Annotated in this window: 15 protein-coding genes; 1 reads left to right on the plus strand and 14 read right to left on the minus strand. The window is 47.7% G+C overall.

Features of this window, described 5'->3' with window-relative positions:
* Window positions 1–3 precede the first annotated feature (3 nt).
* The 9 genes from CS562_RS31790 to CS562_RS31830 all read right to left on the minus strand — a co-directional run bounded on the left by CS562_RS31790 (window position 4) and on the right by CS562_RS31830 (window position 12,777).
* The gene (locus CS562_RS31790; RefSeq protein ID WP_099859345.1) at window positions 4–948 is read right to left on the minus strand and encodes a carbohydrate ABC transporter permease; all 945 of its coding nucleotides are present in this window, start codon (window positions 946–948) and stop codon (window positions 4–6) included.
* A gap of 17 nt (window positions 949–965) precedes the next feature.
* Window positions 966–1,811: a carbohydrate ABC transporter permease gene (locus CS562_RS31795; protein WP_099859346.1), complete on the minus strand. Its 846-nt coding sequence runs from the start codon at window positions 1,809–1,811 to the stop codon at window positions 966–968.
* A gap of 53 nt (window positions 1,812–1,864) precedes the next feature.
* Entirely contained in the window at window positions 1,865–4,447 is a 2,583-nt protein-coding gene (locus CS562_RS31800; RefSeq protein ID WP_099859347.1) for a DUF5696 domain-containing protein, read from the minus strand.
* Between the two features lie 16 nt (window positions 4,448–4,463).
* Window positions 4,464–5,099, minus strand: coding sequence for a Yip1 family protein (locus tag CS562_RS31805; protein WP_099859348.1), 636 nt, complete (start codon window positions 5,097–5,099; stop codon window positions 4,464–4,466).
* Window positions 5,083–6,546 (minus strand): NHL repeat-containing protein, encoded by a 1,464-nt coding sequence (locus tag CS562_RS31810; RefSeq protein WP_257219671.1) that lies wholly within the window; start codon window positions 6,544–6,546, stop codon window positions 5,083–5,085. The genes CS562_RS31805 and CS562_RS31810 overlap by 17 nt, the downstream gene beginning before the upstream one ends.
* A gap of 15 nt (window positions 6,547–6,561) precedes the next feature.
* Window positions 6,562–7,437 (minus strand): carbohydrate ABC transporter permease, encoded by an 876-nt coding sequence (locus tag CS562_RS31815; RefSeq protein ID WP_076288847.1) that lies wholly within the window; start codon window positions 7,435–7,437, stop codon window positions 6,562–6,564.
* Window positions 7,438–7,439: 2 nt separating this feature from the next.
* The gene (locus tag CS562_RS31820) at window positions 7,440–8,342 is read right to left on the minus strand and encodes a carbohydrate ABC transporter permease (RefSeq protein WP_256716794.1); all 903 of its coding nucleotides are present in this window, start codon (window positions 8,340–8,342) and stop codon (window positions 7,440–7,442) included.
* Between the two features lie 73 nt (window positions 8,343–8,415).
* Complete coding sequence (locus CS562_RS31825) at window positions 8,416–11,313, minus strand: extracellular solute-binding protein (RefSeq protein WP_099859349.1); 2,898 nt, start codon at window positions 11,311–11,313, stop codon at window positions 8,416–8,418.
* A 105-nt stretch (window positions 11,314–11,418) separates the two neighbouring features.
* Window positions 11,419–12,777: an extracellular solute-binding protein gene (locus tag CS562_RS31830; RefSeq protein ID WP_099859350.1), complete on the minus strand. Its 1,359-nt coding sequence runs from the start codon at window positions 12,775–12,777 to the stop codon at window positions 11,419–11,421.
* A 284-nt stretch (window positions 12,778–13,061) separates the two neighbouring features.
* Between CS562_RS31830 and CS562_RS31835 the strand changes: the two genes are divergently transcribed.
* Entirely contained in the window at window positions 13,062–13,817 is a 756-nt protein-coding gene (locus tag CS562_RS31835) for a helix-turn-helix domain-containing protein (protein WP_125477352.1), read from the plus strand.
* 178 nt (window positions 13,818–13,995) lie between these two features.
* Here the strand turns inward: CS562_RS31835 and CS562_RS31840 are convergent, their stop codons facing one another.
* The 5 genes from CS562_RS31840 to CS562_RS31855 all read right to left on the minus strand — a co-directional run bounded on the left by CS562_RS31840 (window position 13,996) and on the right by CS562_RS31855 (window position 20,866).
* The gene (locus tag CS562_RS31840) at window positions 13,996–15,612 is read right to left on the minus strand and encodes a response regulator (protein WP_099859351.1); all 1,617 of its coding nucleotides are present in this window, start codon (window positions 15,610–15,612) and stop codon (window positions 13,996–13,998) included.
* Window positions 15,605–16,306, minus strand: a complete 702-nt coding sequence (locus CS562_RS33755) for a sensor histidine kinase (protein ID WP_306555618.1) — start codon at window positions 16,304–16,306, stop codon at window positions 15,605–15,607. Before CS562_RS33755 ends, CS562_RS31840 begins: the two co-directional genes overlap by 8 nt.
* Entirely contained in the window at window positions 16,299–17,390 is a 1,092-nt protein-coding gene (locus CS562_RS33760) for a sensor histidine kinase (protein ID WP_483874458.1), read from the minus strand. The genes CS562_RS33755 and CS562_RS33760 overlap by 8 nt, the downstream gene beginning before the upstream one ends.
* A 102-nt stretch (window positions 17,391–17,492) precedes the next feature.
* The gene (locus CS562_RS31850) at window positions 17,493–19,172 is read right to left on the minus strand and encodes an extracellular solute-binding protein (protein WP_099859354.1); all 1,680 of its coding nucleotides are present in this window, start codon (window positions 19,170–19,172) and stop codon (window positions 17,493–17,495) included.
* A gap of 161 nt (window positions 19,173–19,333) precedes the next feature.
* A complete protein-coding gene (locus CS562_RS31855; RefSeq protein WP_099859352.1) occupies window positions 19,334–20,866 on the minus strand; it encodes a glycoside hydrolase family 43 protein in 1,533 nt (510 codons plus the stop codon).
* Between the last annotated feature and the right edge of the window lie 388 nt (window positions 20,867–21,254).

The following is a 21,254-nucleotide window of genomic DNA, read 5'->3' on the forward strand; positions in this document are numbered from 1 at the left end:
GTTTTAGCCAACGATACCTGTACGTTCTACACTCTCCACGAAATAACGCTGTACGAAGAGATAGATGACAATCAAAGGCAGAATGGCGAGTAACATTCCCGTATCCTGAATCATGCTCAGATAGAAAGGATCAGCCTTAGAGGCGCCATCACTCACTTGCTGGGCCAGATTATACGGAAGCGATGACAGTTGAGTTGACATGACCTTGCTCGATGTCAGATACGTGGTCGTGTAGAAGCTATCATTCCACTGCCATACAAAGGAAAACAACATCACGGTCACCATGGATGGAATCGCATTCGGCAGCATGATTCGGGCAAAGGTTCGCCCAATGCCTGCCCCATCCACGTAAGCCGCCTCTTCCACTTCCTTCGGGATGCCGCGGAAGAACTGACGAAAGATGAAAATATACAATCCGGCTTTAAGCGAATTGGCCGTAATGGCGGTCAGAATGAACGGCCAGTAGGTATTCAGCAGGTTCACCGGTTTACCGGCAATCAGTGTCATCAAGCCCATCAGGTCGAAGCTTTTCAGATTGAGATACACCGGAATCAAAATGGTCGTGGGCGGGACAAGAATCGTGAGAATCACACCTGCAAACAGCAAATTGCTCCCCTTGAACTTCAACCGGGCGAAACCATACCCTGCAAGGGCACAGGACGCTGTAGTTAACAGTGTTGTTGTCGCTGACAAAAGGAAGGTATTCAACAGTGTCGCCCAGTAATCCATAACCCGAATAGCCTGCTGAAAGTTATCAATCGAGAAATTCTGGGGAATCCATACCACCACAGCGGAATACAGATCACCCTTGTCTTTGATGGACGTTGAGATTTTCTGAAATATTGGAAAGAGGATAACAAAGGAAAGTCCGGTAATCAGTACGAACCGAATCACAGACCAGAGCCAGCCTTTCCAGTGTTCCAGCGATAATAATCGAGAAGTCGTCACACTGAACGTCCTCCTTTCTAATCTTGATAGAAGACTCGTTTCGAGAAAATCATGGATACAATGACAAGAATGATGGCAATCGCCAGAAAATACACCCATGCCATCGCCGAGCTGAGACCAAAGTCAAATTTCACGAATCCGGTATCCCGTATCAGTTCAGTCATGGCGTTATTGGCAAACGAGTCGATAATGGTGTAGATCGCATTGACAAAGATCAGCGGACTGACCATCGGAAATGTAATCTTCCAGAATGCTTCGTACCCAGTAGCACCCTCCATTTTGGATGCCTCATAGAGCTGAGGCGAAATGGTCTGAATGCCAGCCAAAAAGATCAAAATCTGCACGCCCGACTGGCTGACAATCTGATAGATCCGATCAACGGCATTACTCAAATACGTTACGATCCATTCGCTCACCCCGGCATCCAACATCAGATTTTCGAGTTCAAATGTACCTAGTGCGCTTCCTCCAGTACTGTTCTGGTTAACTGCATCAATCAAGCTGGTACTCTCCAGCGACATGATGACACCGGAAGCCAAAATAACGGGCAAGAAGAAAATGGAGCGTGCTATGGCTCTGCCTCTGAACTTCTGGTTCAGGATGACGGCAAGAAACAGGCTGAATATGATGATAAGAGGCACATTGACTAGCACATCGGTAATCGACTCGATCAATGCACGGTTAAAACTTGTATTAACGGTAAGCGCCTGAATATAGTTAGCAACACCAGTGAATTGAATGGCAATGCCTTCGGCATTGGCCTGAATCGTGCTCATGCTATAACGCAGCGAAGCCAGCAACGGGATGAAGAAAAACAATACAAATCCGATCAACCACGGAAGCACGTAGATAACGCCCCACATGGCTTTCTGCTGAGCATACGTACGACTTCCCCATTTCCATTTCAGGAGTGTCTTCAGAGCTGCTCACCACCAGTCACATAACCTTGGGCTTTCACGGTTTGGCCCTCAACCTCTATAGGAAAATCATTATAATTCACAATCACGAAGCCACCACCGTCATAGGTTGTTCGATACACACCTTCCGCCAATGATTCATGCGATTTCATGGAACGTCCGGCAAATGGAAGATTGGTCTGATTCACCTCGTTGTACATCTCGGCAGCCAGATCCACCCACTGCTCGTAGTTTGCCGCGTACAGATCATCATAATCGGTCTGTTTGACTACGTGGTTGGGTGCATTGAACCAGGCGAAGTAAGGACTTGCTCCATATTCAATCAGTTTTAGAACATACTGGCTCGGGTTCGTATAGGTCGAGAGATTGTATGGAGAGCCGGTGTAACTGATATTCCCATGAACGACTAATTGGAAAAACGGAACCTCTTCATCCTCCAGTTTGAACTGGCTGCTGCTCATCGGCGCGTCCGTCAGCCCAGTAACATAAGGCAGTGCGTAGCCATTGCCACCCTCGGCCACAACGGAACCTGCCTGTTGTTTGATCTGTTCCAGCGCTTTAATGACAACGTCCAGCGCTTCCGTTCGATCCAGAAGCTTCTTCGGATTCATGTCGCTGTTCAGCTGTTCAGCCAGATCTTTCAGGCTCAGCGACTGAGACTGTTCCTCTTTTAGAATAGACTTCATCTCAACTAGCATCTCTTTCGTCACCTGATTCAGCTTGTTGGGCGAAAGCACATAGGATGGAGACCGTTCCCGGTCCCGTCGCTGCAAAGCCTGATTCATCGGATATACCACAGCCGGTTCTTGGGTTAACGTTCGAGAAGCCGCTCTGGAAGGTTTGAATCCTTTCTTGGATTGCACATTCAGCAAAGCTACATCCGGATAAAAGCCAATGCCTAATTCCTTTGTATAATCGCTAAAATTGCGCAATCCCTTTTGGCCACCAATTGCTCCATCCACCGATATGGAATCCGGCAGGCGGTGATGCAGTCCATCATTGAACCATCCGGCGTAGCGAACCTGAATGTTGGATACATTTTTCTCCGTCAATGTAGACAGAATCTGCTTGGCTTCCTCAAAGGTCGTAAGCGCCTCTGTCGAATCATAAGGGATACCCAGCATATGTTGCCGTGTTGTCATCCCGCCGAACAATTTCAGATAAAATGGAATACCCGCCTGTTCTTTACCCGCTTGCTGCTCGGGAAGTCCGCCGGTCTGTAACAGATAATTCCGGTAGAGTTCGGCCAACCCTGAGTAGGAAGCCTTCTCCCCACCGACAAAAGCGTATCTTACAACAAAGTCTGACGCTGTCGGTTTTTTCTGGAATTTGGGTAGTGTTCGCACCATGTCACTTGCTTGAAGTGTTACATCGCTCTTATTCATGACATAGAAGCTTGGATATACGTTGTTGTAGCTGTTCAGCTTGCCGCTGATATCCGCATTCACCACTGCCACAGCGTCCCCTTCCTCGATAATGCCAAGGAAAGCACCCTCTTTCCGGATCAGTCCAAAAACAGGCAATCGGGCTTTGGCTTCCGCCGAGCCAGCTTCCCGCAGCTTCATCGTCAAGTCCGCGCCGTAAATATCTTGTTGATAACCGGGATACTGAAGCTTGCCATTGTTAAAATGGATCAGTGCTCCGGAGCCGTCCGGTACAAAAATCGAGCCCTCTTCCTTCGTCCCTCCGGCTCCGAAATATTCCAGCACGGATATGGTGTTGATCGGATACTCTTCTGGAAAATGAATGCCGGATGCAGGAACACGAACCAGCAGATTCTCTCCATCCAATTCATATTCCAAAGTCATCATGAAGAGCCGCGGTCCACTGCGCTCCTGATCAATCCCGTGTTCGGCATGATCCTGTGCCAGGTCTTCTTCCGTATAACCAGCCGTGTCAAATGCCTTCAGGGCACGGGACAACTGGAGTCCCTGCAGGGCCTTGTCAATTCGAACATAGACACCCTCATCTTTATCTTCGGTATACCCGATCTTCAAGGCGCGTTCTCCTGCCTTGTCGAGCTGTGCTAACAACTTTTGCTCAAATCGTTCCTTGCTGATTTTGACCGGCAAATCTTCAATGGAGCGCTCAGCGCTTCCGAACTGATAGTGAACCCGGACCCCGCTTGGCATGGTCTCATAGCTAACCTGCTTGTGACCGATGCTATCCGTATAAGAGTTCACCGTACTGCTCTGACCCTGGTTGTTGAAAAAGCTAAGTCTGGCTTGGGATGACAGAAGATCTTTGTTAATGCCGGCTGCAATCCCGTCCTGCTCTCGATCTGCTGGATTGCTGCGCCAGATTTGTCCGCTCTCTCTATGCAGGACAGCAATCTCTGCCGTCTCTTCATCGATAAACAACTGCAAGGCTTCGTTCCTAGCAAGACCAATCATGCCTTGTAGTCGAGGTTCGCTGAAAGAAGATTTCAGTTGTTCTCCGGGAGGCAGGGAGGGAAGTTCCGCCTGATCTTCAGCTGCTGCTGCCTCACGAGCTTGCGGTGATGGCGGGAACTGGCAACCACTTAGAAGCAGACTGCCAATGAGCAGCATTCCGGTTATTTTTTTTGCTATAGCATATTTCACTGGATGTCCTCCTTCCTTAGCCCCGAAGCACGATTTCCTGATAGATGGTTACGACAAACGATACGATCTGCTGTACAAGACTGAAGAAAAGCAGGCACAGAAAGGCCATAAAAGCCATGGCTACCAGGGTAAGCAGCATTGTAAGTACTGTCTTAGTCGGTGTGTACTGATGAACGGTCATGTTGCCCACGAATAACAGATATACCGTCCAAGCAACAGCAAGTGCATTGGAGAAATAATAGAAGGCTGTTTCCTGCGCGGAAATGACGAGACTCAGCCAGATCCACGGGAAATGAATCAGGAGCAGCGGCACCAGTGCAAAACACGTCGACATGAAAATCTCCGAAAACTTGCCTTCTCCGTCCATCAGGGTCGTTAACGACCAGTTGGCCACACACCAGAATAGTACTGGGATAATGACATACAACACTTCAAGCAGGCTGTTCAGATACTTGGGATTGTTAAAATTAATGAGAAAGCCACTGTACTGGGCATGCAAAATTTTGGAAATCATTAGCATCAGCATAATCATGCATGCAATCAGCAATGTTGTTCGTTGATTGCGTTCATATTTCAGTTCCCAATATCCGTCGAATGGGTGAAAGATGAGATGTAGCGGATACTGGTAAAATTGTTTACTTGGCCCTTGCATTTGTTGCCCTCCTTTTCTGCCTGCGAACGATAGTGACGGATACAAACGCAGCTACAGTCAGGAATACACCGGACATTATCCACGAGAAATGCTCGCGCATCAGTTCTTTGCGGAACAGAAGAAAAGCTTTCGAATACCCCTGACGCTCCATGCTCCGTTTAAAATATTGCGCAGATTCGGCATAGTCCTTCTGACGAAGCAGCGATTTTCCAATACCCGCATAAGCATACTCCAGATTAGCGTTCATCTCGGCGGCCTTGGCGAACAACATCGAGGATTGATCCTCGTCGCCGTTATAATAACTGCGCACTGCTTCGTGCACAGTGCGTCCGTACTCCGTTGTCTGGAAAATCGTAATTTCACCCAGCGCTTTATCCAACACAAGCATCCGGTCTCCCACACGTTCCAGCGCGACTGGTGTATTAAACTGGCCCAACCGATTGCCAATACCGCCAAAGATATGTAGAAGATATCCGTCGCCGTTATAGGTGAAAATTCGCCCTCTGCTGGAGTCGAGTACGGAATACATGTCGCTGTCTCCTACATCTACATCAATCAGGCGTGAAGGCCCAGCTTCATTCGTATACATCAGATCGCCTTGGGGGTAATGATAACCTTGTCTGCGTAAAATATCGGAGCCCTGGGCATTCAATTTCTTGATTGGATCTTTGCCGCCATCACTACTCGTGGCGTAAATGAACCCTTCTTCATCTATATCCAGGTTGGTGAATTCCGTCGGCGTGAACATAACCATCTGACTGCGCTGCTCGCGCGTGGCAAATTGTTTCCACAAATACTCCACCGGATCAACCTGAACCCTGTTCGCTCCGATAAAGGAGGAGAATGTGCCGTCGACACTGAACTCCATGAATCCGTCAAACACACCCTCCGCCATGACGTAAATCCGTTCTCCCTTATCCATGACAACCCGCACAGGCTTGAATTGAAAGTCCGTTTGTAACAGATCTGATTTCGGTTCAGCCACTACCTTAACCAAGCGGCCTTGATCATCCAGATGAACGACCCTGTGATTGTCGGTATCTGCAACGAGCATATCCCCCTTTTCGCTGACATAGAGCCCTTGCGGATTTTTGAATTGGTCCTTCTTGCCCTCGCGTTCAAAGGAATCAAACGTCCGCACAAGCTTGAAATTGCGATCCAACTCCACGATGCGACCATTGCCGGAATCCAATACGAACACCCGCTGATCGGCTGTGACATGCATGTCACTCGGTTCTTTGAACGCAGTGGTGTTCAGTTTCCTGCCCGTGATAATGGACGTCGCCTCGTACGCCGCCGGAGCCGGAACGGAATCGCCCCAGTAGGAATACTGGTAAGCATCCTGCTTGCCATCTGCACTTGCGGGTGCTGCCTCTTGGCCGAACCACAGGAGGCAGACCATGCCCAAGATGATCCAGCCCTGCTTGTTCCATGTGCTTTTCCGCACCTCGCTGCCTCCTTTCTACTCTTTCATGCCCGAAGTAGCCATTGTCTGCATGACACTGCTCTGGGAGATGATAAACAAGGTTATCGGCACGATCATCAGCAGCAGTGCAACCGCTGCACCAACTCCTGCTCTCGCGATCCCCCCTTGAACAATCTGACTTAGCGCGTAATGCAGCGTTTTGAGATTTTCACTATAAATAAAACTTCCACCGTCTGTTCCCCAGAGGGCCGGAAACTGCAAAATCATCAGTGTAAGCCAGGCCGGCTTCACGTTAGGCATCACAATACTCCAGAAAATCCGGTATTCGTTCGCGCCATCGATCTTCGCTGCCTCCAGGAGTGCATCCGGAATCTGTTCCATGAACTGCTTCATCAGGAACAGTCCCAAGGAGAATGCAAGGGACGGAACGATAATGGATGCGTGGCTGTTAATCCAGCCGAGCCAGGACATGACCATGTAGTTCGGAATTGCTGTGACATGCGGCGAGAACATCAAGGACAGGATCACAATCGTGAACAATACTTTTGAGCCGGGAAAACGATATTTGGCCAGCGGATAAGCGGCTGCCGAGGCCAAAAGAATATGTCCCGCCGTTCCTAATATCGTAATAAGTAACGTATTGGCAATATAGCGGGATAACGGGACCCACGAATTGCCCATCAGATTGATCAGATCCGCAAAATTTTCCGTAGTCGGGTTGTTCACCCAGAAGCGCGGCGGAAAAATAAACAGTTCATCCAGTGGTTTAAATGCGTTGTTAACGGCATATATAAGCGGGAGCACCATAAATGATCCAAACACGGCCAGCAGGGCAAACAGCATGAGGCTGACGGTAAATGACCGATTCAGTCTTTTGGGCATGCCGAACACGGCACGTACTTTGCTGGTCATTGTCATTCACCTATCTTTCTCAGCATTTTTTGCGTCAGGACGTTCGTACCAAGCATTAGAACGAACAGAACCGTTGCTATGGCAGAGGCATATCCCATCTCGAAGCGAATGGTGCCGAAGTCCATCAAGTGGGTAACGACCGTATGCGCTGCATAGTTAACACTTGGGAAACCGGCCAGGGCAATCGAAATTTCCGCTACAGCAAATGAAGCCGTAATCTGCATGACCGCACCAAACATGAGCTGGGGCCTCATCGATGGCAAGGTAATATACCAGAGCTCCTGCCAACGATTTTTGATCCCATCCACTGTACCGGCTTCCACCAGCGAGCGGTCAATCGTCTGCAAACCTGCGATAAAGGCCAGGAAGCTGGTTCCGAGACTTAGCCATAGTTGAACTATGATGACGATGGCCAGCACGTATTTCTCATCTGCGAGCCATTGGATCGGTTCCAGAATGACGCCCAGGCGCATCAGGAAGCCATTCATGTACCCGTAGCTGTCACCGGAGAAGATGATTAGCCAGATGAAGAACACGTTACCTGATATGGACGGCGCGTAGAAAACCAGCGTCATGACCGCCCGGACTTTGGGAGACAGCTCATTAATGATCCATGCAAACAAAAAACAGGCAATGTAACTGACAGGCCCAGTAATAACAGCGAATAACAACGTATTTTTCATGGCAATCAAAAAGACGTCGTCACCTAGAAACAGGCGTGAATAGTTCTGCCAACCGATAAAACGCGGCAGCTCCAGCATATTGAAGTGGAAAAAGCTGAGGCCCAGCGAAATGCCGACCGGAATGACAGTGAACATGAAAAAGATCAACATAAACGGTGCCATCAATACGTAATAGTGTCTGCTGAGATACAGATCCCGCTTCAAAAGGGACCACCAGCCCACCGGACGTGTATGGACGGCAGGAGCGGCTGCTGTCTTGGTTGTTTTTACTTGCAACCGTTACCCTCCCTTCCTTCTACTTCAGATTGAATTCCTTGCGCTTTAACTCGATTTCATCATCGATATACAGGACATAATCCGCCAGGGCCTCACGGGGGTTTTCGCTCGCGTTAACGACCTTGCGGAACGCATTATCCAGATGTCGTCCTGTAAAATAACCTCCCGGAAGCTGCGGGATACCTTGTACCCACTCCCATTGTTTCTCCAAATTCTGATAATCTTTCACGGGCCAAGGCAACTGCTGCAGCGCCTTGATGTTGGCCGTTGGGTAACGGGCAGCTGCTCCCATGAGGCCTTCCATTTCTCTTCCGTATTCAATCTGCGTCTGCTCATCGGTCCACCATTTCATGAATTCCCAGGCGGCTTCCTTGTTGGCTGCATTTTCGAGCATCATCACGGCGCTAGTCGCACTGGCTACCTCATGCCTTATGGAACCGTCCGGAAGCTCAGTACCCGGAACAATGGTAAAATCCCAGAGGTTACGAATTTCCGGAGCCATGACCGTCAGCATGTTGTAGGTGGTATAATCGGCGATGCCGATCGGCATTTCCCCAGTACGGAATCGGTTTGGAAAGTCGGCCTTGAGCGGAAATTTGTAATTGGTATAGAACTGGGTCCAGCGTTTGAAAGCATCCATTGAAATTTCCGAATCCAGTGCACTCTTCTTCTGATCTTCCGTATAGAAGGTGCCATCATTTTGATATAACAGCATGGCAAAAGTGGAGTTCGGTACAAGGTTTGCATTGTTCAGCGTATCCTCGATGGGTAGATAAAACTCCATATTGTGTTTTTGCAGCACTGCGATGGCATTATAGACGTCCTGCCATGTCTTCGGCGGTTCAAGGCCCAGCTCATTCAGGATATCTTTACGGTAAAAAAGCATCGGGAAGTGCTGCTGCTCCGGCAGCGCGTAGACCCCGTCATTGTAACGGTAAGGCGTCAGTCCGCTTTCACGGAAACGTCCGGAAATCTCTTCGAAGTCCTGGAACTTGCTCAGATCCGCTGCTGCATTTCTCATCGCATAGTTCACGGGAATGTCCTCGCCCATCTGCATGGCCACGTCCGGTCCTTCCCCCGAAAGCGTTGCTGGCAGCAGAATGTTGGGCGGAACAAGACGCAATTGTACAGAGACATCGGTATCCAGGGTAAACGAATCGTCGATCAAACCCTTGAGCACCTGGGCCTGATCTCGTCCAGTCGTAATCCATACGGTAATTGCGTCTTTCTTTTGCTCCACGTTGCCGATACTGTCGTAATCTTCCGTATAGGAAGCCACATAGGCACCCAGTTCATGTTTTGCTTGCTGAATGGCTGTTGCCTCTGCTTTAGGCAATGACTCGCCTGGCGGGCTTACAACAAGATAATCCATCGTAATAGGCTGCTCCCGCACGGTCAGAATCCAAGTACCGAGACCACCCACGTTAATCTTAAACGTATCCAGCCGTTTCGGTACCGTCTCCGGTCTGGCAGTCATATCCTTAAGCTGGACCACCATGGCATTTAGAATCGCGACTTTATCGCTCTGCTCACCTGTGGCTTGCTCCAGGTACGCCGCTACAGAGCTGAGCGTTACCGCCTGCCGTTCAAACACCTCCGTCATCTCCGGAATACGCCGTTCGAGCTGGTAATCCCTCAGCGGATCGGGTTGATTCGAGGTGATCATTAATATTTTGCGGTACATCTCGTTCAGTTCCAACACGCTGGATTCCACCGTTCGAAGTAGCGGAGCGATGTCACCCAGCGTGACCGTCATCCGTATTCGGTGTTTCCCTTTTTCGAGATGGAACTGGTAAGGCCGATCTTCTCCAGCTCCCAATACCTGTGTTTGCCAGGAGGGACTATAGTTAAAACGAATGCGTTTCATTTCCTTGAACGGCACTTTCCCGTCAATGGTCAGACTGCGGGTCGCATAGATGCCACGAAGTTGATCCTGTTTCACCTTCAACGCAATTTGATACAATCCATCTTCAGGCACGTCGATCTCCCACTCAATCCATTCACCGGGCAGCTTCCAATTGATGCCGCCGATGGCGTTGATGCGAATTTTGGATACGTCATACGGCTCCAGCGAAGGGCTGGAGCGATCCGAGATCGGTGCCAGCGTTGGTGAAGATTTGCTTACCGCATGTTCTGCCTGCACCTTCAGCATGACAGGACCGGCCGGTTTCAAGCTACGCGTTTCATAACTCGCCCGCAAATCTGCATAGGACGGAACATCCTCCTCCTGATACAGCTCGATATAATCGATCGCCATGCTCTCCCTTAGCGAGCTGAGCGATAACTGCTGTGTACCCTTTTCAAAATAAAACTGGAACGGTTCCTCAAAGTAACCTGCGCTGTCCCTGAAGGAAGCGTACTGCCATTCCGGTTGTTCAACTTGCCTCGGCCTAAGATCATTCCCTCGATCGTCCCGGCGAACGTCTTCTTCGCGATTGCCCCATACCCTGTCAAACAGCAAGACGTCAGCACCCCTGAACGGAACCTGCCCGTTTAGCTCCAGCCTGCGTTCGATACCGGAACTTTTGCCCTCAACGGGATAATAGTGAATCCGTACATGGTACAAACCACTCACTTTAATGGGAACATCCCAGCGAATGGTTCCGGTTTCCGGTGTAATGACTGCACTGCCGTCCAATCCGGCATATCCCTGTACTACCTCGAACGTCCCACCCTCTGCCTGAACAAAAGACTCACCTTCAATCCGTACGATATTGTCCGGTTTGGCACTGCTCGCATGAACTTTCAGATAATGTTCATAGCTGCTTTCGTCGTCTGTATTGGCGACCGCTTCAAAATCTTCAAGTGCATGTACCGTTCCTGGGCTTTTATCCCGTGACGGAAAGATCGTCCAGATCGAGAACACCAAGGCCAGGACAAGTACCAGGATCAGTCCCTTTTTCTTACTTGACCGCATGTTCGAATGTATCCCCTTTCCTGTAAGCGTAGCGACCATTAAACGGTTGTCTAACCCGGACAGATCACACCGTCACTGGTGTGCTCTGCCCCCGTACAGTGATACTTATTTTTTGTAAACCTCATCTATCGCTGCCTGGAAAGGAGACTTGTATTTCTCAATCAGCGTAGATACGGATATACCTTCTTTGAGCTCCGCATCAAAATCCCAGAAAGGTAAGGAAGGAAAGGTGTTATGGTCGAGTACCAGCATGCCCTCTGCAACCTCTCTGGCATTATTGATGTCCGCCTCATCCGTCAGATGTGTCTCCAGCGTGGATTGGCCGGGATACTCGTAGATCGAATCGATCTCATTGATTTTCTCCCAGATGTACATGAGCTGTTCTGGATTCTCAACCGCTTTAGGGATTGTGATCGCTTGATAGCGAGATTCACCGGAGTGGTACGCCGATGCACTTGGCCCTTTGGGAAACGGTACAAATCCAATATCATAATCCTTCATATCTGTCATAATACCTTCGACTTCATACATGGCACCTGCATACATCAAGGTATTGCCTTGACGGAAGAAGGTAGATGGTTCTGTCCAATCGCCACCTTCTGTTGCTCTGCCGACCTTCTCCGTTGCCAGTTTGGACAAGAAATTCAGCGCTTCTTTGGTCTTTGGATCTTCCAGGTTCTGCTTATCCTCTTTGGTCAGAGAAGCTTCGTTGGAATACAGAACCGGTTCGAGCAGCCCCGTTTGAGCCAGTCCCCACGTGTCCAATTTGCCATCGTTGTTTCGATCCTTGTTCGCTTGCTTCGCCACGCTGAGGAACGTATCCCAGTTCCATTCATCAGCATCCACATATTCCTGCAGCGGCTTCAGACCAAGTTCCTGCATGAGCGTCCGGTTGTAGAAAATCCCGTTGATAAAAGAAGACTGATCCTCCGTAAACCCGTAACCTTTGCCTTCATATTGCATGTATTCTTTGGTCGTTTTCTGATTGAATACCTTGTCGTTCTTGATATAATCATCCACTGGCCATAACAAATCCTGTTTGGTCAATGCTGGAATGGCGTAGTCTTTGCCCAGTCTCACAAAATCGCCAAGCGGTTCTCCTGCCATCAGTGAAGCCACCACTTTCTCCTGATACTCACCAAAATCGATGGAAACATATTCGATATTAAAGTTGTGTTTTTTCTTCAGTGCTTCTAGATTTTCGAGGCGCTGAATATTGTCCGGATTGTTGTCCTGAATCTCCATATCCCACCATGCGACCACTTTAATGGTTCGGCCACCCATATCGAAATCCATCTCCGGCGTGGAGTTTTCATTCTCGGGCTCAGTCTCCACAGGTTTTTGTTCCTCCTGAGATGCCGGTTTCTCCGGTTCAGGTTGTGCGGTCGGCGTAGAACTGCATGCAGCAATGACCAGCATGAGCGCAAATACCAGGTTCAGTAGCATAAACTTGTTTTTTCTCATCGTCTTCCCCCCTGAATGTGTCGTTTGCTCCCACAGTGTATCTCTCATATGAAAGCGCAAACAACCCGCTAAAATACAGATATTTACCCCGACTGATTATAGATTGACGTGCTTTTCAGTGAACATGGGAATATTCCCTTTCAATTGGTAAAGAAATGAACTTTCTGCAAGAAATGCACATTGTATGCGCTTTCTTTTATTTCCATAATGGAATTAATCCTTATTTTAAAATGACTTTGGATTGAAGAGTTCATGAGAAGGTGAGGTCATGTTTCGTGTACAATATGTTGCTTGTGGATTATAGCCGCCGGTTGTGCAGAGAGTTTCGACACCTGCTGAGCCATAACAAATCGGAATATGTCATTGGGGATTGTGTTTTCTCTTCCTCCGCGGCCTTGACCGCGTTATCTGAACAACATTTTTCAGTCGTTGTTGTACATACGGAGCAGTGTGATACGGCAGGGCTATGGCTGTGTCATTACATTCGAAAAAAAAGTAATGTTCCGATCCTACTGCTCGGCGGAAGAGATCACTTCAGACTTGTGCGGAAGGCATTAACGTATCAAGTGAATGATTATTTGCCATGTCCGGTCAGTTCCTCGGCTTTGCTTCACAGTTTGCATAGACTCAGGACTTGTCTGGAACCCGAACCTGTAAAAAAAAGCCCGCCTGTCAAACCGCCCATTCATCTCAACGGCAAAGCGCTGGAGTCAAACCATGTGATCCGTATTATCAAAGCTTATGTACGTGATCATCTTGGCGACGAAATTACACTCAAGAAAATCTCAGATATGCTCCATTTTAATTGTGCATACCTCGGACAAAAGTTTAGATTGGAAGAAAAAATGTCTTTTACTGATTACATGCTGCAACAGCGAATGGAAAAGGCCAAGCAGCTTCTGTCATCTACCAATCTGCGAATATACGAAATAGCCGTAGAGGTTGGTTACAAAGATATTGATTGGTTTTACAAAAAGTTCAAATCGTATACCGGATCGAGCCCCAATGCATATCGAAGACAGAAAACTCATACCGCTTAGTCCTTGAGGATTTCCTCTCCTGTGCACCAAACCATTCAAATCTCCCATTAAAAAGCGCAAAAAACGCAGGAGCTATTGCCTGCGTTTTTTGTGTCCGCTTCCTTTGAAATGTAATGAAGACTATTATGCCAAGCGGTTACTTACCTGACTTATTAAACTGGAGGAAAGTCTGACGGGTCTAACTCACCAGTGTGGATTCACGGTATTCTTGAGGTGTCATGCCCGTCAGCTTCTTAAATAGTCGGGTAAACGAATGAGCTGCCTCATAACCGACTTGCAGTGCTACCTCACGCACCATAAGATCCGTATTGCCTAGCAGTTCCTTGGCTCTCCGAATTCGGCAATCGTCAATAAACTCGGACAAGTTGATTCCGGTTTCCTGCTTAAAGAAACGGGATAGATAGGACGGGTTGAAATGATTCAATTCAGCCAGTCGGACCAGGGATAGATCCTTTTCAAGGTTATTCTTAATATAGCTGCATATCGTCTGGGTCACCAGGTTAGCTCGTTCCTCTTCGTTCGATTGCTTAAAGTGCACCAGCTCATCTGCTGCGCGATACAGGTGATACACGGCATCCTTCATACTGCGATAATCTCCGAGATGAAGCAGGCTTCGCCGATCAGGGATTTGGTGCCCCCAACGATTGAATGTCGAATACAGCATCAGTGCCAGATGATAGTACGTTTCCATCGCACGTTCCATAATCACGTCCTGTTGCAGCAGTTCATTTGCCAGCTCTTCAAAAACATCATAAAAAGACTGGAATCTTCCGGTTTCCAAATAACCGGACATCAACTCAATCCGATTTGAAATGCGTACGGACTCCTTGGAAGTACCCAAAGCAGGTTCTTCTGTTTTATCCGTTAACACCATGGATACCCCGTCTCCAATCTTCATCCACTGTAGTAACCGCAGACGTTCATATTGGCTTGGAATTTGGGACCATTGATAGCCCTGTCCACTTAAAGTAAAAGCAATGGATACGCCTAACGAAGACTGGCAAGCTTCCTGAACAAGTTCCAATGTGCCCTCGACATATGTGACAAAGTGATCGTCTGGGCTAGCATTTTCCCTCTTGGGTTGAAGCAGCCAGACTGCATCACCATAATGATCCGTTACACTTGTATTTACCGCATGTTCACGAATAAAAGAAGATCCGATAACTCGTACCGATGCTTGAACGTGTTCCAGATCAGCATGCTCTCCGGGCGGCTTGTTGAATCGACCAAGCACCAGATACACCGGGGATTCTACTTGTAATCCGATGTTTCTTCGGGTGAGTTCAGCTTGTATCTCATGCAAGGAATCGGTCGGTGTACATTTCTGAAGAAGCTTACGCACATATTCCTCCTGTTGCAACGCTGCCAATCTTGAGGTAATCTCAAGCGATTGTTCCAGTACTTCATTCATGCTGTAACTTTGCCGAATCTCTTCCATCACCTGATCGACGACGGTCATTACTTTGTCATAGCCCTCTGTTTTGAGTAAATAACGCACATTGGTCATTTGAAAAGCCTTGTACGCATACTCAAAATCGCTGTGTCCTGTCAGAAAAATAACACGACAATGTGGCCATCGGGTCTGAATTTCCTCAGTTAGTTCCAGTCCGCTTATTCCCGGCATGCGAATGTCTGTCAGCACAATGTCAATCCTCGAGCGTCGCATCCAGGTCAATGCCTCCGCAGCAGAGTAGGCTTTACACACGTCAAGTTTGTCAGGCATATGTCTGGCGAACGTCTCATACAGACTATCCGTTATAATCTCCTCGTCATCCACGATCAGAAGTCTATACATTCGTTATCTGATCCCCTTCCTTCTGATGAATTCGTACCGCGACTTTCAATCCCTGCAGCTCACTCCGGGAGAGAAAAAGGCCACTTCCTTCCCCGTAGGTCAATATGAGACGTCTGTGAATATTCATTAATCCTGTCATTTCATCTGTGCCTGTTTCATTGTGCAGGCGTTCTTTGAGACGCTCAATGTCTTCCATCTGCAGATCCATACCGTTGTCTTCCACGATGAATTCGACATAGTTTGCTTCCATGCGGAATTGTACGCGCAAGAAACCCATACTCGTGTTTTTTTCAAGACTATGCTCATAAGCATTCTCGATAATCGGCTGAATAATAAGCCTGGGCACCTGAATCTGATCCATTCCAGGGGGGACTTGCCCAAAGTCCACCTTGATTCGTCTGGAGAATCTTAATTGCTGAATTTCCGTATAGATTCGTGAATGTTCCACTTCCTCCTTCAAAGTCACTTGATCTGTTTCGTTTCTGGTGATGAAGCGAAAATATACGCCAAGCATATTTGTGAATTGTTCAATTCGCTCCGTGTCTCCTGTTCTGGCGAGCGAGTTCAGAATGAAGAAGCTATTGTACAGAAAATGCGGATTAATCTGGGATTGAAGCTGTCTCAATTCGGCCCGCTGCATCATCATTGTCTTTTTGAAATCACGGTCAATCAACTGCTGAAGATTTTCAATCATNTTGAAGCTGTCTCAATTCGGCCCGCTGCATCATCATTGTCTTTTTGAAATCACGGTCAATCAACTGCTGAAGATTTTCAATCATATGATTGAAACGACTGTAGAGAAAACCGAATTCGTCTTTACGATGATGGTTGATCGGAATATCCAACACGCCTCCCTCCATTTTCTTGAATCTTTTGACAAGCAGCAGCAGCGGAATATGGATCAGCTTGTAACTGGAATACAGATACGCCGCAATGGCGATGAATGAAGTGATAGCAAAGATCCAGGCCCACTGAATAAATTTGCTAAGAGGTTTGGTTACGATTTTCTCCGGCAAATAAGTGGCTACGGACAAGCCCAAGCTATTCATATGAAGCTGATTCACATGATACAAGGTTCCCTCCACGTTCACCTGAAAATTGTCATGCTGATTTGTAAGACTATATTTACGGTGACTGGACAGAATGACATCACGCTGCTGCTGATCTGAGATGGCATGCCCTGTTTGATTCTCGATCAGCAATGTTGCACTCTCGGGATACAGATTAAGTTGTGACAATTCATTTTGAAATTTGGCGGTATCCAGTTCCACTTGGACAACAAACAGGGGGGCATCTCCTCGTTTGCCTGGTAGCCGAACAGCGCTAAGGTTCAGATTGTCACTTTTTACAGTAAAGCGAACGCCTTTCCCTTCAAGATTTGAGCTAAAGTAACTAAAGGAATCATGATCGAAGTCATCCATGCCTTGCACTGCCGATATGCTCTTGTTGACTGCAGGGATATGTACGTAAACGTTCTTGATGTAAGCACTGCTGTTCTTGAATGAGGCCAGTCGCTCAGATAAATAATTCAACGTTTCACGTCTTTCCACTTGATCCATCATGTTCCAGAGGATGGCAATCCGGTTCAGTTTGCGGTCCTCAGCGATATCAAACTGCTGAAGCTCCAACCATTCAATCTCCCTGTTCAGCTCCATGGCAAATTGGTTCAGGCGCCGATCCGTCGACAGGGATATTTCCTCGCTTGCCGTATCGTAACTCCAATGATACAAATAAACTCCCAGAAGGATCAGAGGAATCACAAAAACCAGATAGGTCATGATTAATCTTGCAAATATGCTGTTAAACCACGATTGGGCAGGAATTCTCAACAATCCGTTCACCTCCTATGCACCTGGCTGAAATAGGATTCCGGGTTAATTCTAGGAGGCAGATGCTGGATGATTCCTTGCAACATTGACTCTGAACCACGCATTCACCTCCGATGTAATTTCTTCCCCCCCCAGCTTGTACCAATCGTTCACGAACTGATCGAATTCTTCGATGGGTGAACCAAGAATGATATTCATGTATGCTTCAAGTTGAAGGTCTCGAAGAATAAGTTGTCGATCAACCATAGTTTCGGTTATTCCGCCGGTATACTCGTCATATAGAAGTTGTCCATTCCGGTCATAGGCATCGGCAATACTAAAGGCTCCCAAGGATCCATAGGTCTGTTTCCAACCCCATCCACTTTTTAAGCCCTCTGATTCATAAGCAACAATTCGTTTGTGGATCGCAAGGGCTTCGTTCTCCAGGCTTGAGAAATCCCCTCTCTTTCTGGCATCACGAATATCTCTGTAAGCATCCATGTTTTTCATTCCTGGAAAAGGGGTTACCGGCGAAAGCATCCACACGGCGCGTGAATCGTCATTGTAGTACGTTTCATACTCGGCTTGCTCACCCCAGTTTTTATCCAAATGCAGATTCATGAGCTTTACGACGACCTCAGGATGTGCAAATCCTTTCTTTACCGCGAAGTATTGTCCTGTATTGGAACGGAGCGGGACCAATATGCCTCTTCCAGACTCAGCCACAAGAGGATAAGCTTGCCATTTCGCATTCGGGTCCGTGTCGCGCGTGGTCTGAAGCATGAAGGGGGTCCACTGTTCACCATAGAGCATGCCTATTTTACCGTCCTGAATCAGGCGATACTCCTTACTTCCGTTTTTGTAAGCAAATTCGGGATCAAGCTGGCCTTCAAGGTATAAGGTCTGCAGCACCTTCAGTGCTTTTCTTACCTCCGGTTGTATGCCACCGTAAGCCAGATTGCCCTCCTTATCCTTGATCCATATATTCGGGTGAGCTCCGTAGCCGGCCATGAATCCAGATACACCCATAACGGGGTCCCACAAATAACTCGTCATTGCAAGTCCATAGGTGTCCTGCTCCCCATTTCCATCGGGATCTCCTTCTGTAAACGCTTTAGATATTTGCAGTACATCTTCCATCGTTTCAGGTGGCAGCAGGTCCATTTTATCCAGCCAATCACTTCTGATCCACAGATATTGTGCTGTTTCGATGGCAGAAGACGATTCCGGGATCGCCATCAGTCTGCCGTCAATTGTGGCCGCATCGAACGCACCTCTTCCCTCAGCCTCCAAAATTTTTTTCGTAAGCGGAGAGGCTTGCGTCTGATACACTTCTGTCAGGTCTTCAATCAATCCCGCATTGCTTAATTGTCTGAGTTGATATGGATTTACTTTGACTACATCCGGAAAACGGCCTGCTGCGAGGGACACCCCCAGCTTCTGATTATATACGTCACCCCTTGCGATCCAGTCATAGTGAATCTGAATGCCCAATTCTTCTTCATACAATTGGGTCCAGCGATTATCCTCTAAACTTTCACCTGGTAACTGATCGATCATTTGCAGCAGATCCTCCCCGGTTTCCATGACAAAAGTGACTTTTATAGGTGGTACGTATTTCCCATCTTCTCCAGGATTCTGCCCCTGCTGCCCCGCAGGTACAGTCTGTTGTTGCTCTGTATTTCCTTGCGAAAGGCCTGCAGGTATGGACACCAAAAGGAGGAGAATTAAGGTCCATCTTGAACTGTACATCCATCTCTTATTCACGTCGACATGCCCCCAGTTCTATTGGAATGAGTTCACCATTTTGTTAGATCATCCCGAATCCTATCATTGTATAACAAACTTGGGCGGTATGAGTACAAAAAGCCGCCATCAGGCGACTTTATCCATAACCATCGTGTGTAAGCTGACTAGATCATATCGTATTTGAAATTCGAAAAATCAGCCGTTCCTCCTTTGACCTGTGTTGAATACAAGAATAAGCCAATCCGACAGCCCATGAAATGATCCAGTTTGTAGAACATCTTGTGAGAAATGCCGAGTGGCTTCCACTCCGTGCCATCGTGATAGGCAAAAGAACACTCATCCTGATTGTTCACGAAATGGCCTGATGCCTGGAGCGTAACGACTGGTCCGGTTACGCGAATCCGCGCATGCTCCGTCGCAGGCTCCTCATCGATCAAATTGCCGAATATGCTGGAATCCTGACTTTCCCTCGCCTGCATGACAAGGTAGAACTCTCCCTGCTCTCTCGTTAGCGCGATCAGGCCATATGTGCCTATTAGGAAACATAGCCCTGCATAATCACCATCGTTTAAACCGCTGCCGTCCAGGGTGACGTTTACCTTACAAGCGGGCCCCATCGCACGCTGGGTCAATGTGTTCACCGCATAAATAAGGTTCGGGCTAAGCTGGCCGGTCCGAATCCGGTACACTCCAGGCTTCTCGGTTACGGACCACTGCTCATCATGGGGCGTGTGGTTCCATTGCCAAAAATCACGAAGGCGAGCTCTGCTGTCCCCGCCGATATGATACTCAAAATCGTCACTACCCACCAGCGGGCTGTAACTATAATCTGGTCTTGTGCTAGGAATATCTATTGTTCTTGGTGCGTTGCTTGCAAAAACGGGAATTCCGTCTTCAAAATTCATGGGAACGATTACAGGAATACGCCCTACTGCACCATGATCCTGAAATAGCACGGCGTACCAGTCCCCACCCGGGGTATCGACTATACCGCCTTGAGCAATACCTGAATTGAAATATCCCATATCATCGTTAAATACTTCCCCACCGATAAATTCAACATCTAGCGTATCTGCCATGTAGTAAGCCTGGGTTCTTCGTCCCACCTCTTTGGAAATATGAATCAAGAACACATAATACTTCCCATTAACCTTGTAGAAATGGGCACCTTCGTAACCAAGATGGTAAGGATCCCGCTCCTTCACGATTAAACGCTGTGTCCCCCCCGGTTTGGGTCCTGATAAATCAGTTTTTAACTCTACCAGATGAATCTCGGCATTGCCATGTACCAAATATGCCCGATCATCATCGTCAAAGAAAAGGGAGCAATCATGATAAAAGCCCTCTACGATGCGTTTGTCCCATGGTCCCGAAATGGATGCGGACGTGTATAAATACGTTTTACGCGTATCATTGGCTACAAAGATCACGTAGAACGTCCCTTGATGATACCGAAGTGAAGCTGCCCACATGCCTTTACCATAGATGTGCTTGCCATCTTCCAGTCTTTGGGCTGGGGTGTCATCCAGTCTGTCATATACGTAGGTTGCCACTTCCCAATGAATCAGATCGTACGAACGCAGGATGACGCAACCCGGCATCATGTGCATTGTTGTACTAACCATGTAATAGGTATCTTCTACGCGAATGACATCAAGATCCGGGTAATCAGCCCATATAATTGGATTGTGATACATGCTGTAATTACACCACACTTTGTTTAGGATATTGTAAAGTCAAAAGCAAATGTATAAGATGACTGATCAGTCACCCTCATTTTACATGTTTTAATAGGTAAGCGACAGGATAAATAAACCGCTTTCTTCCTTTATAAAAGCTTCAAATATATGTTGCAATACACAATAACCTCCATGCCAAAGTGATAGTGGCAAGAAGGTTATTATAAAATGACAATGCATAGATATTGTTGAAGAGATATGCCAGCCACGAGCGCTAGCTTTCGAATGTACTTAGATTCACCGCTGCAGCGATGTGAAAAGTGTCCTTAGATGACGCCTTGAATGGTGCCTCGTTGGCTAGATCTCATACTCGAACCAATCAAAATGGGCAGGTGTGCTACTTGCC

The organism is Paenibacillus sp. LK1, assembly GCF_002750415.1.
GTDB lineage: Bacteria > Bacillota > Bacilli > Paenibacillales > Paenibacillaceae > Paenibacillus > Paenibacillus taichungensis.

Coding starts and splice junctions, on each gene's coding strand:
- CS562_RS31825 (WP_099859349.1), bottom strand. CDS start 11,313: ATGCGGTCAAGTAAGAAAAAGGGACTGATCCTGGTACTTGTCCTGGCC.
- CS562_RS33755 (WP_306555618.1), bottom strand. CDS start 16,306: ATGATTGAAAATCTTCAGCAGTTGATTGACCGTGATTTCAAAAAGACA.
- CS562_RS31840 (WP_099859351.1), bottom strand. CDS start 15,612: ATGTATAGACTTCTGATCGTGGATGACGAGGAGATTATAACGGATAGT.
- CS562_RS31835 (WP_125477352.1), top strand. CDS start 13,062: ATGTTGCTTGTGGATTATAGCCGCCGGTTGTGCAGAGAGTTTCGACAC.
- CS562_RS31855 (WP_099859352.1), bottom strand. CDS start 20,866: ATGTATCACAATCCAATTATATGGGCTGATTACCCGGATCTTGATGTC.
- CS562_RS31795 (WP_099859346.1), bottom strand. CDS start 1,811: ATGTGGGGCGTTATCTACGTGCTTCCGTGGTTGATCGGATTTGTATTG.
- CS562_RS31815 (WP_076288847.1), bottom strand. CDS start 7,437: ATGACCAGCAAAGTACGTGCCGTGTTCGGCATGCCCAAAAGACTGAAT.
- CS562_RS31830 (WP_099859350.1), bottom strand. CDS start 12,777: ATGAGAAAAAACAAGTTTATGCTACTGAACCTGGTATTTGCGCTCATG.
- CS562_RS31805 (WP_099859348.1), bottom strand. CDS start 5,099: ATGCAAGGGCCAAGTAAACAATTTTACCAGTATCCGCTACATCTCATC.
- CS562_RS31850 (WP_099859354.1), bottom strand. CDS start 19,172: ATGTACAGTTCAAGATGGACCTTAATTCTCCTCCTTTTGGTGTCCATA.